At 63.5% G+C, this 14,407-nt stretch carries 12 protein-coding genes; 2 read left to right on the forward strand and 10 right to left on the reverse strand.

Annotated elements, in window-relative coordinates; translation table 11 throughout:
* Nucleotides 1-29 precede the first annotated feature (29 nt).
* The 4 genes from hutH to hutC form a co-directional block, all read right to left on the reverse strand.
* Nucleotides 30-1,562, reverse strand: a complete 1,533-nt coding sequence (hutH, locus tag BLS27_RS04160) for a histidine ammonia-lyase (protein WP_043207115.1) — start codon at nt 1,560-1,562, stop codon at nt 30-32.
* An 86-nt stretch (nt 1,563-1,648) separates the two neighbouring features.
* Nucleotides 1,649-3,322: a urocanate hydratase gene (gene hutU / locus BLS27_RS04165; RefSeq protein WP_090343286.1), complete on the reverse strand. Its 1,674-nt coding sequence runs from the start codon at nt 3,320-3,322 to the stop codon at nt 1,649-1,651.
* A 203-nt stretch (nt 3,323-3,525) separates the two neighbouring features.
* The gene (locus BLS27_RS04170) at nt 3,526-4,098 is read right to left on the reverse strand and encodes a HutD/Ves family protein (RefSeq protein WP_090343289.1); all 573 of its coding nucleotides are present in this window, start codon (nt 4,096-4,098) and stop codon (nt 3,526-3,528) included.
* On the reverse strand, nt 4,095-4,805 hold the full coding sequence (hutC, locus tag BLS27_RS04175) for a histidine utilization repressor (RefSeq protein ID WP_208599403.1): 711 nt from the start codon (nt 4,803-4,805) through the stop codon (nt 4,095-4,097). Before hutC ends, BLS27_RS04170 begins: the two co-directional genes overlap by 4 nt.
* Nucleotides 4,806-4,951: 146 nt before the next feature.
* On the opposite strand from hutC, the gene BLS27_RS04180 reads away from it, so the two are divergent.
* On the forward strand, nt 4,952-6,316 hold the full coding sequence (locus BLS27_RS04180; RefSeq protein WP_090343294.1) for a formimidoylglutamate deiminase: 1,365 nt from the start codon (nt 4,952-4,954) through the stop codon (nt 6,314-6,316).
* A gap of 74 nt (nt 6,317-6,390) precedes the next feature.
* On the opposite strand, the gene BLS27_RS04185 is transcribed toward BLS27_RS04180, so the two are convergent.
* The 5 genes from BLS27_RS04185 to BLS27_RS04205 form a co-directional block, all read right to left on the reverse strand.
* On the reverse strand, nt 6,391-6,963 hold the full coding sequence (locus BLS27_RS04185) for a lipocalin family protein (protein ID WP_090343297.1): 573 nt from the start codon (nt 6,961-6,963) through the stop codon (nt 6,391-6,393).
* Complete coding sequence (gene bamE, locus BLS27_RS04190; protein WP_043212571.1) at nt 6,960-7,214, reverse strand: outer membrane protein assembly factor BamE domain-containing protein; 255 nt, start codon at nt 7,212-7,214, stop codon at nt 6,960-6,962. Before bamE ends, BLS27_RS04185 begins: the two co-directional genes overlap by 4 nt.
* A 218-nt stretch (nt 7,215-7,432) precedes the next feature.
* A complete protein-coding gene (locus tag BLS27_RS04195) occupies nt 7,433-8,029 on the reverse strand; it encodes a DUF924 family protein (protein WP_090343300.1) in 597 nt (198 codons plus the stop codon).
* 3 nt (nt 8,030-8,032) lie between these two features.
* Complete coding sequence (locus tag BLS27_RS04200; RefSeq protein WP_013974568.1) at nt 8,033-9,043, reverse strand: class 1 fructose-bisphosphatase; 1,011 nt, start codon at nt 9,041-9,043, stop codon at nt 8,033-8,035.
* Nucleotides 9,044-9,285: 242 nt separating this feature from the next.
* On the reverse strand, nt 9,286-11,736 hold the full coding sequence (locus tag BLS27_RS04205; protein WP_043212566.1) for a glycogen/starch/alpha-glucan phosphorylase: 2,451 nt from the start codon (nt 11,734-11,736) through the stop codon (nt 9,286-9,288).
* 179 nt (nt 11,737-11,915) lie between these two features.
* Between BLS27_RS04205 and BLS27_RS04210 the strand changes: the two genes are divergently transcribed.
* Nucleotides 11,916-12,320, forward strand: a complete 405-nt coding sequence (locus BLS27_RS04210; protein ID WP_043212564.1) for a YkgJ family cysteine cluster protein — start codon at nt 11,916-11,918, stop codon at nt 12,318-12,320.
* Nucleotides 12,321-12,482: 162 nt separating this feature from the next.
* Here BLS27_RS04210 and typA read toward each other — a convergent pair whose 3' ends face one another.
* Entirely contained in the window at nt 12,483-14,303 is a 1,821-nt protein-coding gene (gene typA, locus BLS27_RS04215; protein WP_043212561.1) for a translational GTPase TypA, read from the reverse strand.
* Between the last annotated feature and the right edge of the window lie 104 nt (nt 14,304-14,407).

The following is a 14,407-nucleotide window of genomic DNA, read 5'->3' on the forward strand; positions in this document are numbered from 1 at the left end:
GCGATGGGCCGCGAGCGGCCCCGAGGGTATTACAGGCTGGGCAGTACGCCAGCTGGCAGCAGGCCGGTCAGGCAACCCTTGGCCAGCAGCTCGGCAGCGGCTTCGATGTCCGGCGCGAAGAAGCGGTCACGGTCGTAGTGCGGGACTTCACGGCGCAGGGCCAGACGGGCCTGCTCCAGCTTGGCGGAGGTCTTCAGGCCTTCACGCAAGTCCAGGCCCTGGCAGGCGCCCAGCCACTCGATGGCGAGGACGCCACGGGTGTTTTCGGCCATTTCCCACAGACGCTTGCCGGCGGCCGGCGCCATGGACACATGGTCTTCCTGGTTGGCGGAGGTCGGCAGGCTGTCGACGCTGTGCGGGTGCGACAGGGCCTTGTTCTCGCTGGCCAGGGCGGCCGCGGTGACCTGAGCGATCATGAAGCCGGAGTTGACGCCGCCGTTTTCCACCAGGAACGGCGGCAGCTGGGACATGTGCTTGTCCATCATCAGCGAGATGCGGCGTTCACTCAGCGCGCCGATCTCCGCAATGGCCAGGGCGATGTTGTCGGCGGCCATGGCCACAGGTTCTGCGTGGAAGTTGCCACCGGAAATGACGTCACCCTGGGCAGCGAAGACCAGCGGGTTGTCCGACACAGCGTTGGACTCGATCGCCAGCACTTCGGCGGCCTGGCGCAGTTGGGTCAGGCAGGCGCCCATGACTTGCGGCTGGCAACGCAGGGAGTACGGATCCTGGACCTTGCCGCAGTTTTCGTGGGAGCGGGACACTTCGCTGGAGTCGCCCAGCAGGTCACGGAAGCAGGCCGCGGTGTCGATCTGGCCGCGCTGGCCACGGACTTCGTGAATACGTGCGTCGAACGGCGAACGCGAGCCCAGGGCCGCTTCGACGGTCAGGCTGCCACAGGCGATGGCTGCGGCGTACAGGTCTTCGGCATGGAACAGGCCGCGCAGGGCGTAGGCGGTGGACGCCTGAGTGCCGTTGAGCAGGGCCAGGCCCTCTTTGGCAGCCAGGGTCAGCGGCTCCAGGCCGGCGACGGCCAGAGCCTCGGTGGCAGGCAACCACTGACCTTTGTAACGTGCCTTGCCCTCACCCAGCAGGACCAGCGACATGTGCGCCAGCGGTGCCAGGTCGCCAGAGGCGCCGACCGAGCCCTTGAGCGGGATGTGTGGATAGACTTCGGCGTTGACCAAGGCGATCAGCGCGTTGATGACCTTGCGACGGATGCCGGAGAAGCCGCGGCTGAGGCTGTTGATCTTCAGGACCATGATCAGACGCACCAGGTCGTCGTCCAACGGCGCGCCGATACCGGCGGCGTGGGACAGCACCAGCGAGCGCTGCAGGTTTTCCAGGTCATGGCTGGCGATGCGGGTCGAAGCCAGCAGGCCGAAACCGGTGTTGATGCCGTAGGCGGTGCGGTCTTCGGCAATGATCTGCTCGACGCAGGCAACGCTGGCGTCGATGGCCTGGTCGGCGCTGGCATCCAGTTGCAGGCGCACGGGCGCTGCATGGATGGCCCGTAGTTGGGCCAGGGTCAGGGTGCCGGGCTTGAGAGTCAGTTCGGTCACTTCGCTACTCCAATTCGCATGGGGCCCGCAGGCCCCTTCTTGTTTTCAGTATCAACGTTGTTCGGCAATTACCAAAGGAACGTCGATCAGCCCGTGATCATCGGCAGGTCCAGGCCCTGTTCCTTGGCGCAGTCGATGGCGATCTGGTAGCCGGCATCGGCGTGACGCATCACGCCAGTCCCTGGGTCGTTGGTCAGCACGCGAGCGATACGCGCGGCCGCTTCGTCGGTACCGTCACAGACGATGACCATGCCCGAGTGCTGGGAGAAGCCCATGCCCACGCCACCGCCGTGGTGCAGCGAAACCCAGGTGGCGCCGCCTGCGGTGTTGAGCAAGGCGTTGAGCAGTGGCCAGTCGGAGACGGCGTCGGAGCCGTCACGCATGGCTTCGGTTTCGCGGTTCGGGCTGGAGACCGAGCCGGAGTCCAGGTGGTCGCGGCCGATGACGATCGGTGCCGACAGCTCGCCGCTGCGGACCATTTCGTTGAACGCCAGGCCCAGCTTGGCGCGCAGGCCCAGGCCCACCCAGCAGATACGTGCCGGCAGACCCTGGAAGCTGATGCGCTCGCGGGCCATGTCCAGCCAGCGGTGCAGGTGGGCGTCGTCCGGGATCAGTTCCTTGACCTTGGCGTCGGTCTTGTAGATGTCCTCGGCGTCGCCGGACAGCGCCGCCCAGCGGAACGGGCCGACACCGCGGCAGAACAGCGGACGGATGTAAGCCGGCACGAAGCCTGGGAAGTCGAAGGCATTGGCCACGCCTTCTTCCTTGGCCATCTGGCGGATGTTGTTGCCGTAGTCGAAGGTCGGCACGCCCATTTTCTGGAAGTCCAGCATGGCTTGTACGTGCACGGCCATGGACTGTTTGGCGGCCTTGACCACCGCAGCGGCGTCGGTCTGGGCGCGGTCGCGGTACTGCTCCCAGGTCCAGCCGGCCGGCAGGTAGCCGTTGAGCGGGTCGTGGGCGCTGGTCTGGTCGGTGACCATGTCCGGGCGCACGCCCCGCTTGACCAGTTCAGGCAGGATTTCAGCAGCGTTGCCGTGCAGGGCGATGGAGATGGCCTTGCCTTCGGCGGTGTACTTGGCGATGCGCGCCAGGGCGTCGTCCAGGTCCTTGGCCTGCTCGTCCACGTAGCGGGTCTGCAGGCGGAAGTCGATGCGGCTCTGCTGGCATTCGATGTTCAGCGAGCAGGCGCCGGCCAGGGTCGCGGCCAGTGGCTGGGCGCCGCCCATGCCGCCCAGGCCTGCGGTCAGGACCCATTTGCCGGTCAGGTTGCCGTCGTAGTGCTGACGTCCGGCCTCGACGAAGGTTTCGTAGGTGCCTTGGACGATGCCCTGGCTGCCGATGTAGATCCAGCTGCCGGCGGTCATCTGGCCGTACATGGCCAAGCCTTTGGCGTCCAGTTCGTTGAAGTGTTCCCAGTTGGCCCAGTGTGGCACCAGGTTGGAGTTGGCGATCAGCACGCGCGGGGCATTGGCGTGGGTCTTGAAGACACCGACCGGCTTGCCGGACTGGACCAGCAGGGTCTCGTCGTCTTCCAGGCGGGTCAGGGTCTCGACGATCTTGTCGTAGCACTCCCAGTTACGTGCGGCACGGCCGATACCGCCGTAGACCACCAGCTCCTTCGGATTCTCGGCGACCTGAGGGTCGAGGTTGTTCATCAACATGCGCAGCGGCGCTTCGGTCAGCCAGCTCTTGGCGGTCAGCTTGTTGCCACGCGGGGCGCGGATTTCTACGTCACGGTATTTGTTGTTGTCGGTCACGGGAATGTCCTCTGCGGTCAGGTCGACGGCGGTGTGTCGATGTGAATATACAAACACACCTTTACTTGTATGTACAAGCATGGACAACCAAATTTTTCGTACCGTTCCTCGGGAAGCCGAAAAACAAAAAGGGCCGCTGCGCGACCCAACCGCAGGAAAACCCGCGATCAGGCCGCGCAGCAGCCCCTTTCACAATGCCGGGTTTACCGCGGCATCAATTCGATCAGGCAGAACCGCCCTTGCACATCCAACCCGAGCAATCCGTCATTGCCTTCCAGGTGCAGACAGTCATACAAACCGAGCTGCTGCTTGGCCTGTCCCGATGCCGACACCTCTACCTGCCCGCTGGCGGCGAACAGCAATACCGTCGAGGCCGAGCTGAATATCCGGCTGGTGCCGTCGAACCACTGCAACCGCGCGCGGTAGCGTTGCGGCGCGTAGATCAGGTTGAAATCGCGGATCGCGCCACCGAGCAGCTTGCAACTGACCTGGCTTTCGCCATTGAAAGCAAAGGCGTCGAACGGCAGCAGCGGCCGGCTGGCCTGGCCATCGACCAGCAAACGCATGCCATCGCCTTGCAGCACGGTGATGATCCGCTGATAGCCAGCGAAGGTGGAAAATCCACCAGACTCCTCGATGTCGGCGATCGACAGGCGCCAGCCGAAGCCATCCAGGCCTTCGCCGGAGTCGCGGGTGATCTCTTCGGTGAAACCGCCACCGTTCTTCCAAGGCATGCGCGGGTAATCTTTGGCACGCAGCAACTGCAAATGAGTCATTTACTGAATCGTCCTTCGAGGCGATGACGGGAACCGGGGTGGATCAGCCGCGCCGCAGTCACCGGCTGGCGACCGGACCAAGTGCGGCGGCGAATCAGCAAGCAAGGCTCACCTTGCTCGATTTGCAGCAATCGGCATTCCTCGGGTTCGGCGAGGATCGCCTCCACCACGTGCTCGCCCTCGGTCAGTGGCGCGACCTGCGAAAGGTACGCATAGGGCGTTTGCAGGGTGAAGTCCTGCTTGAGGTAGTCCGGGGCGATCTGGGCATTGACGTAGCGATCTTCGATCTGCACCGGCACGCCGTTCTCGTAGTGCACGATCAGCGAATGGAACACCCGCTGGCCTTCGCGCATGTCCAAGGCCAGGGCGCGCTCGGAACCGGCGGTCTCCTCGGCGAGACGGATGACCTGGCAGCTATGCTGATGGCCACGGCCGGCGATCTCGTCAGCGATGTTGTTGACCTCGAACAGCGCCGAACGGGTCTTGGGCTCGGCGACGAACGTGCCAACGCCCTGCATGCGCACCAGCAGCCCTTCTGCGGTGAGCTCTCGCAGGGCACGGTTGATGGTCATGCGACTGAAGCCCAGTTGGCTGACCAGCTCGCTCTCGGACGGTACCCGGTGATGCGGCGGCCAGCTGCCATTTTCGATCTGCTGGACGATCATCTGCTTGACCCGGGCGTAGAGCGGCGCCGGCCCTTCGCCCATCTGGGCAACCAGCGCGGAGACAGGAGGTGTCGGCACGGCGTTGAATCCTTGTGCAATTTGATTGAGCGGTAGCTTGCCGCAGTTTACCCGGCAGGCAAACGCCTGTATATGTATATACAAGTTAAACAATAACAGGATTTTCCCCGATGCCTGCCTTTTTCGCCGAACGCGCCCTGCTGCCTACTGGCTGGGCCAGCAATGTCCGCCTGGAAGTTGCCGAGGATGGCCGCTTGACCCATGTCGAGGCCGACGCCTCGGCCGAAGGCGCCGAGCGCCTGGGTGGTCCGGTGCTGCCGGGCATGCCGAACCTGCACTCCCACGCCTTCCAACGTGCGATGGCAGGCCTGGCGGAAGTGGCTGGCAACCCTAACGACAGTTTCTGGACATGGCGCGACCTGATGTACCGTCTGGTCGGGCGCATTACCCCCGAGCAAGTGCAGGTCATCGCCCGCCAGCTGTACATCGAGATGCTCAAGGCCGGTTACACCTCGGTCGCCGAGTTCCACTACGTCCACCACGACCACAACGGCCACGCCTACGCCGACCCGGGCGAGCTGTCGCTGCGTATCAGCGCCGCCGCCGCCGACACGGGTATCGGCCTGACCCTGCTGCCCGTGCTCTACAGCCACGCAGGCTTCGGCGGTCAGGCGCCGAGCGAGGGCCAGCGCCGCTTCATCAACTCCAGCGAGCAGTACCTGCGTCTGCAGGAGCGCCTCGCCCCGCACTTGGCGGCCCAGCCAGCCCAGCGCCTGGGTTTGTGCTTCCACTCCCTGCGCGCAGTCACGCCGCAGCAGATCGCCGAAGTGCTGGCTGCCGGCGACCAGGCGTGCCCCGTGCACATCCATATCGCCGAGCAACAGAAGGAAGTCGACGATTGCCTGGCCTGGAGTGGTCGCCGTCCCTTGCAGTGGCTCTATGAGAATGTCGAGGTAGACGCGCGCTGGTGCCTGGTCCATGCCACTCACGCCGAGGCCGACGAGGTCAGCGCAATGGCCCGCAGCCATGCCGTGGCCGGCCTGTGCCTGACCACCGAAGCCAACCTGGGCGACGGCATCTTCCCCGCCGTCGACTTCTTGGCCCAAGGTGGGCGCATGGGCATCGGCTCGGACAGCCATGTGTCACTCAGCGTCGTGGAGGAATTGCGCTGGCTGGAATACGGCCAGCGCCTGCGTGACCAGCGCCGCAACCGGCTGTATCGCGGCGACCAGCCAATGGTCGGTCGTACCTTGTACGACGCAGCCTTGGTCGGCGGCGCCCAAGCGATGGGCCAGGCTGTCGGCGAGCTGGCTGTCGGCAAACGCGCCGATTGGCTGGTGCTGGATGGACAGGACCCCTACCTCGCCACAGCCAGCGGTGATGGGATCCTCAATCGCTGGCTGTTCGCCGGGGGCGATCGCCAGGTGCGCGACGTGATGGTCAATGGGCAATGGGTTGTGCGCCAGGGCCGCCACGCGCAGGAGCAAGCGAGCGCTCGAGCGTTCATGGAGGTACTGCGTCAGTTGCTGGACTGATCCGTCACCTGCCCAAACGCAATCGCGGCGGCCCGTTATGCCGGACCGCCGCGATTGCGTTCTACCTGCCTGAATTAGTGCGAAGCGACGATCTGCTTGTCCGAGGCACGCCAGATCAGGCGGGTAGTGTCATAGCCTTGCTGACGCGCCTTGGCCAGCAGGCTTTCGCGCTCCACCGCCGGCAGGGTCTGGGTTCGCGCGAGCAGCCACAGGTACTTGCGGTCCGGGCTGCCGACAATCGCCGTGCGGTAGCGCTCGTCCACATACAGCACCCAGTACTCGCCCTTGGCCACGCCCGGCACCAGCTTCGTGAACCAATTGTTGAACTCTACCCACAGCCGGTCATTGTGCCCCGGCTCCTGCGGCCAGGCCGAACCTTCGGCGCGCAGCCATTCGCCATCGAACATGCGGCAGCGATTGAGCACACCCATCGTGCCATCGGGCCGCAGGTTGTAGTGGGCTTCGGACTGGGCGCAGTCACGCTGGAACAGCATCGGCAAGCGTGCCAGCTCGAACCACTTGCCTTCATAGCGCTTGAGGTCGATGTTTCCGGCAGTCTTGGGTACCAGAGGATCGGTCGCCGAAGTGGCGCAGCCACCCAGGACGACTACCGCGCAGAACGCCAACAGCAGGTGCAAACGCTTCATTTGAGACCCTGCCCGGAATAGATAAGGACTTTGTCCGCCGCATACTGCACGCTGATGAAGCTCTTTTCGTCCCCCCAGGTGCAGCTGCTCATGCCCAACGCGCCCGAACACTCGGCCGGGGTGCCGAGCAGTTGCTCCACTTCAGCCTTGCTCATGCCCGTCTTGAGCTTGGAATAGTTTTCCTGGTTGATCTTGCTGCAAGCGGTCAGGACGACGCACAAGGACAACAGGGCGAGGGAACGCAACGACATGAAGGGACACTCCTGGAGATGAAGGCACAGGCATGGTGGCCTGCAGACAGCTTAGAAGACAAAAAGCCGCCTCGGTTCCCTAGTCCCTTGGTTTTCACCCTACGCCATTGGTCGGCTGGCGCGCGCCGTGAGACGCTGATCACAGCGGAAACGATTGCGGGGCAGTTCACGTCCACGACAAGCGTGGGAGCGAACTGCCCCGCAATCGATTCAAATGCTCAGAAACGCGAACCCGGCTCCAGCAGAAAGTCCATTTCTTCGCTGGTGCTCGGTCGGCCCAGCACCAGGTTGCGGTGTGGGAAGCGGCCGAAGCGAGCGATCACCCGTTGATGCTGCTCGGCATAATCGAGGAAACCCTCGAACAACCGGGCATTGGCCTCGGGCTGCTCGTCGAGCAGCATCTGGTAGCGCTCGACACACAGGTTTTGCCAGTCCAGCACCTCGGCATGCTCCAGCACCAGCAGCACGAACACACGCTGGATCGGCAGCAGCTGGTAGTCCCAGCCCTTCTGCAGGCCCTGCATGGCGATCACCTGGGCACGACGGTCGCCATCGAAGGCGCGCGGCGTGTCACGGTAGATCATGCGCGGCAGCTGATCGAGCAGCAGGAGCAGGCCAAGCCAACCCTGGGGGCTTTGCTGCCACTCGTCCAAGCCGCCGGCCAGGGCATGCTCGACCAGCTCGCCGAAATACTCACGGGCTTCATCGTCATGGTGCTTGCCGAACCACAGCGAGCTCTTCTCGTCAGCCACGGCCTGGGGGCTACTACCCCATCCGAACCACCATTCCAGTAACGGCTGCCAAGGTGCGAGCATGACTTACTCCTTGTGGTAGGCGGTGACGCGCTCGACCTCTTCCTTCGAGCCGAGGATCACCGACACACGCTGGTGCAGGCTCTCTGGCTGGATGTCGAGGATGCGATCGTAACCGTTGGTGGACGCGCCGCCAGCCTGCTCAATGATGAACGACATCGGGTTGGCCTCGTACATCAGGCGCAGCTTGCCCGGCTTGCTCGGCTCGCGGGCATCGCGTGGGTACATGAACAGGCCGCCACGGGTCAGGATCCGGTGCACATCGGCCACCATCGAAGCGATCCAGCGCATGTTGTAGTTCTTTTTCAGCGGACCGGTCTCACCGGCCAGCAGCTCGCCCACGTAGCGCTGGACCGGAGCTTCCCAGTGACGCTGGTTGGACATGTTGATGGCGAACTCGGCGGTGGTTTCCGGTACACGGATGTTTTCGTGGGTCAGGACGAAGCTGCCCAGTTCACGATCCAGGGTGAAGCCCTTGACGCCATTGCCCAGGGTCAGGATCAGCATGGTTTGCGGGCCGTAGATGGCGTAACCGGCGGCGACCTGCTGGGTGCCGGGCTGCAGGAAGGCTTTTTCGTTGAGGGTTTCGTTCTGGCTCAGGTATTCGTTGGGGCAACGCAGTACCGAGAAGATGGTGCCGACCGAAACGTTGACATCGATGTTCGACGAGCCGTCGAGCGGGTCGAAGACCAGCAGGTAGGCGCCTTTGGGATATTTGCCCGGAATCTGGTAGGCGTTGTCCATTTCCTCGGAGGCCATGCCGGCCAGGTGGCCACCCCATTCGTTGGCTTCGAGCAGGATGTCGTTGGAGATGACGTCCAGCTTCTTCTGCACTTCGCCCTGCACGTTTTCGGTGCCCATGCTGCCCAGGACACCGCCCAGGGCGCCCTTGGAAACGTGGTGGCTGATTTCCTTGCACGCACGCGCCACCACTTCGATCAGGAAGCGCAGATCGGCAGGGGTATTGTTGCTGCGGGTCTGCTCAATCAGATAGCGACTCAGGGTAACGCGGGACATGTATGGCTCCGAAATGGAAAGGGGGAGAAAAACCCCCGCAGTTTACAGGGAGAGTTGCGGGCTAGCGAGCGATGAGACTCGCCACGGCTCTCAGACGGCACAATAGGTGGGTAGTTCAGCCCTTGCCAGGCCGGTGGTCGGCGTTAGGGTCCATTCGCGGGCGGGCCGGTTCCCGAAGGACCGCATTCCCCCCAGGCCTGCGATGCACCCGTGGAGGCGGTCTACCCGCGAATGGCGACACCTCAGTCCAATGCCTTCCAGATCTCGCTGGCATATTCGCGAATGGTCCGGTCCGAGGAGAACCAGCCCATGCGCGCCGTGTTGAGCACCGCCATGCGCCACCAGTCCTGCGGCGCATGCCACAACGCCTCGACCCGCCGCTGGGCGTCCCAGTACGCATCGAAATCGGCGCACACCAGGAAGCGGTCGTAGGCCACCAGCGCGTCCACAAGCCCGGTGTATCGCGCCGGATCATCCGGCGAGAACACCCCGCTGCGGATCGCCTGCAGCACATCGGCCAGGCGGCTGGACGCCGAGACCGCAGCGCCGGCACCAAAGTCACCGGAGCGCCGCCGTTCCTCCACCTGCTGGGCGGTCAGGCCGAAGATGAACATGTTCTCGCCTCCCACTTGCTCGCACATCTCCACGTTGGCGCCGTCGAGGGTGCCGATGGTCAGCGCGCCGTTGAGGGCGAACTTCATGTTGCTGGTGCCGGAAGCCTCATAGCCGGCCGTGGAGATCTGCTCGGAAAGATCGGCTGCCGGAATGATGCTCTCGGCCAGGCTCACGTTGTAGTTGGGCAGGAATACCACCTTGAGCAGGCCGCGCACGGTCGGGTCGTTGTTGACCACCCGGGCGATGTCGTTGGCCAGCTTGATGATCAGCTTGGCTTGGTGATAGCTGGCCGCAGCCTTGCCCGCAAAGATCTTCACCCGCGGCACCCAGTCGGTCCCGGGCTCGGCGCGCATGGCCTGGTACAGGGCCACGGTGTGCAGCAGGTTGAGCAATTGGCGCTTGTACTCGTGGATGCGCTTGACCTGCACGTCGAACAGCGCCTGCGGGTCGACCGTGACCCCGACCCGATCCTGGATGATGCTGGCCAGCGCCCGCTTGCTGTGCAGGCGCTGGGCGGCGAACTGTTTGCGGAAGGTCGCCTTCTCGGCAAACGGCACCAACGCCTTGAGCCTGCTTTCCGGGTCGTCCAGCACCTCCGGGCCCAGCGCGTCGACCAGCATCGCGGTGAGCTGCGGGTTGGCCTGGTACAGCCAGCGTCGGAAGGTGATGCCGTTGGTCTTGTTGTTGATCCGTTGCGGGTAGAGCTTGTGCAGCTCGGCGAACACCGTACTGCGCATCAGCCGGCTGTGCAGGGCCGACACGCCGTTGACGCTGTGTGAGCCGAGGAAGGCCAGGTTGCCCATGCGCACCCGACGGCCGTTGTCCTCTTCGATCAGCGACACCGCCCGCAGCACGTCGAAGTCATGCAGGCCTTTGGCCCGCAGCGCATCGATGTGGTAGGCGTTGATCAGATAGATGATCTGCATGTGCCGTGGCAGCATGCGCTCCATCAACGCCACCGGCCAGGTTTCCAGGGCTTCGGGCAGCAAAGTGTGGTTGGTGTAGGCCAGGGTGTTGACGGTCAGCTCCCAGGCGGTATCCCAGGGGATCTCGTGCTGATCCACCAACAGGCGCATCAACTCGGCCACAGCTATGGATGGGTGCGTGTCGTTGAGCTGAATGGCCGCCGCGTCCGGCAGGTTGAGCAGGTTGTCATGCATGTTCAAGTGGCGGCGCAACAGGTCCTGCAGAGAGGCCGACACGAAGAAGTACTCCTGGCGCAGGCGAAGTTCCTGGCCCGCCTCGGTGCTGTCGGCCGGGTACAGCACCCGCGAGATACTCTCGGCCCGTGCCACCTCGGCCACAGCGCCCAAATGGTCCCCGGCATTGAAGCGCTCCAAGTGCAGCTCTTCGAGTGCCCGGGCGCGCCACAAGCGCAGCGTGTTGACGCTCGCCCCGCGCCAGCCGACCACCGGCGTGTCGTAGGCCACCGCCCGCACCGTCTCGCCCGGCCACCAGACCTGACGCGGTTGGCCGTGGGTGTCCTGCACCGTCTCGACGCTGCCGCCGAAGCTGATCGGGTAGATCACCTCGGCCCGCTCGAACTCCCAAGGGTTGCCGAAATCCAGCCAGTTCTCGGTCTGCTCCTGCTGCCAGCCATCGACCATGGCCTGGCGGAACAGACCATGCTCGTAGCGGATACCGTAGCCATGGGCGGCAATCCCCAAGGTCGACATGCTCTCCATGAAGCAGGCCGCCAGCCGCCCCAGGCCGCCATTGCCCAGCGCGGCATCCGGCTCGAGCAGGCGGATGCGTTCGAGGTCTACATCCAGGCCTTCGAGGGCCTCGCGGGCGATGTCCAGCAGTCCGAGGTTGCTCAGGCTGTCGTAGAGCAGCCGGCCGATGAGAAATTCCAGCGAGAGGTAATAGACCCGCTTCTGGCTGCGTCGATACGCCTGGCGGGTGTGGTCCATCCAATGATCGACCATGTGGTCGCGGGCAGCCAGGGCAATGGCTTCGAACCAATCGTGATCGAAGGCATGCTCCGGATCCTTGCCGACCGCGTAGGTCAGCTTGGCCAGTACAGCGGCGCGGAACTCAGCCACTTCTGCATCACGCGCTTTGGGTTCCTGGGACATGCGGCATCCTCGGGCAAGTTTGACGAAAGCACAGGTTGTTCAGCCTAGACGCTTCGACACAGAGCGACAGCGTGGGTTCGCGGTTTTCACATCCACTCGGCGATTCGGGCGAAAGGTTGTTCACAATTTGAACAACTCCGGTATTATCGCGCGCCCCAACTGGATACGCCCACACAACGATGAAACCGACCCTGATCGCCGCCGCCGAAGTCGACCGCCTGGAAACCTGGCAACGCTATGCCAGCCATATGTGCGGGGGCTGCCACTCGACCTGCTGCACCCTGCCGGTGGAGGTCAAGATCAAGGACCTTATCCGCATCGGCGTGGTGGACGAGTTCGAAAAGGACGAACCCCCGAAGAACATCGCCAAGCGCCTGCAAAAGGACGGCATCATCGAGCGCTTCAACCAGAAGTCGGGGATCTTCACCCTGACCCGGATGAGCAACGACGACTGCCTGTACCTGGATCGCAAGAGCCGGCTGTGCACCATCTACGACAAGCGCCCGGACACCTGCCGCAATCACCCGAAAATCGGGCCACGCCCCGGGTATTGCGCCTACAAGCCCAAGGCGACCACCCGCTGATCGCTTGCCTGTAACGACCTGTTCGCGGCTCCCCCCACAGCGGTCACTGGGAACCCTGTGGGCGCGGTTTCCGACAGCCAGGGCGACACCAGAACATAAGACAAACAAAAACGCCCCCGGCCTTTCGACCGGGGGCGTTTTCGTTCAGCTCAGGCTAGTACATCAAGCCTTGGCTTTCTTGGCAGCGCGGGTACGCTCGCCTTCGTCGAGGATCTTCTTGCGCAGACGGATCGACTTCGGCGTGACTTCGCACAGCTCGTCGTCCTGGATGAATTCCAGGGCCTGTTCGAGGGTGTGGCGAACCGGCGGAACCAGAGCGATGACTTCGTCCTTGCCCGAAGCACGCATGTTGTCGAGCTTCTTGCCTTTGGTCGGGTTCACGCCCAGGTCGTTGTCACGGCTGTTCAGGCCGATGATCTGACCGTTGTAGATGTCCTGGCCGTGCTCGATGAACAGCTTGCCGCGAGCCTGCAGGGTTTCCAGCGAGTAAGTCAGGGCCTTGCCGGTCTCGATCGAAACCAGAACACCGTTCAGACGGCCCGACATGGTGCCTGGCTTCATGGTGTCGTAACGATCGAAGATCGAGGTCAGGATGCCTGCACCGTTGGTCAGGGTCAGGAACTGGTTACGGAAACCGATCAGGCCACGGGCCGGAACGTTGTACTCCAGACGCACACGGCCTTTGCCATCTGGCGCCATGTTGGTCAGGTCGCCCTTACGCAGACCCATTTCTTCCATGACCTTGCCCTGGGATTCTTCAGGGATGTCGATGGTGACGTTCTCGAACGGCTCCTGCTTGACGCCGTTGACTTCGCGGATGATCACTTCAGGACGGCCTACGGCCATTTCGAAGCCTTCGCGACGCATGGTTTCGATCAGAACCGACAGGTGCAGCTCACCACGACCGGAAACCTTGAACTTGTCGGCCGAGTCGCCTTCTTCAACGCGCAGGGCAACGTTGTACAGCAGCTCTTTGTCCAGACGCTCTTTGATGTTACGGCTGGTGACGAACTTGCCTTCCTTGCCGCAGAACGGCGAGTCGTTGACCTGGAAGGTCATCGAAACGGTCGGCTCGTCGACGGTCAGCGGCTTCATCGCTTCGACGTGGTTCATGTCGCACAGGGTGTCGGAGATGAACAGCTCGTCGAAGCCGCTGATGCAGACGATGTCGCCGGCGGTGGCTTCTTCGACGTCAACGCGGTGCAGACCGTGGTGACCCATCAGCTTGAGGATACGACCGTTGCGCTTCTTGCCTTCGGTGTCGATGGCGACGACCGGGGTGTTCGGCTTGATGCGGCCACGGGCGATACGACCAACGCCGATAACGCCCAGGAAGCTGTTGTAGTCCAGTGCGGAGATCTGCATCTGGAACGGGCCGTCGACGTCGACGGTCGGTGCCGGCACGTGGTCGACGATGGCCTGGTACAGCGGGGTCATGTCTTCGGCCATGTTGGTGTGGTCCAGGCCGGCAATGCCGTTCAGGGCCGAGGCGTAGACCACCTGGAAGTCCAGCTGGTCGTCGGTGGCGCCAAGGTTGTCGAACAGATCGAAGATCTGGTCCAGAACCCAGTCAGGACGCGCGCCCGGACGGTCGACTTTGTTGATCACGACGATCGGCTTCAGGCCGGCTTCGAACGCTTTCTTGGTCACGAAGCGGGTTTGCGGCATCGGGCCGTCCTGGGCGTCGACCAGCAGCAGCACGGAGTCGACCATCGACATCACGCGCTCGACCTCGCCACCGAAGTCGGCGTGGCCGGGGGTGTCGACGATGTTGATGCGGTAGTCGTTCCAGCGGATGGCGGTGTTCTTCGCCAGGATGGTAATGCCGCGCTCTTTTTCCTGGTCGTTGGAGTCCATCACGCGCTCGTCGTTGAGCTCGTTACGCTCCAGGGTGCCCGACTGGCGCAGGAGTTTGTCGACCAGGGTGGTTTTACCATGGTCAACGTGGGCGATGATGGCGATGTTACGCAGATTTTCGATCACAACTGTATCTCGATCAGAGGATTCGGTTGCCGCCAGTGTAGGCGGCGAATATGTACGGTTTGAGGCTCAGCGGGCCCGATGGTCGGGAGGGCGATGGCGGATGC

This window comes from Pseudomonas guariconensis, from assembly GCF_900102675.1.
GTDB classification, from domain to species: domain Bacteria; phylum Pseudomonadota; class Gammaproteobacteria; order Pseudomonadales; family Pseudomonadaceae; genus Aquipseudomonas; species Aquipseudomonas guariconensis.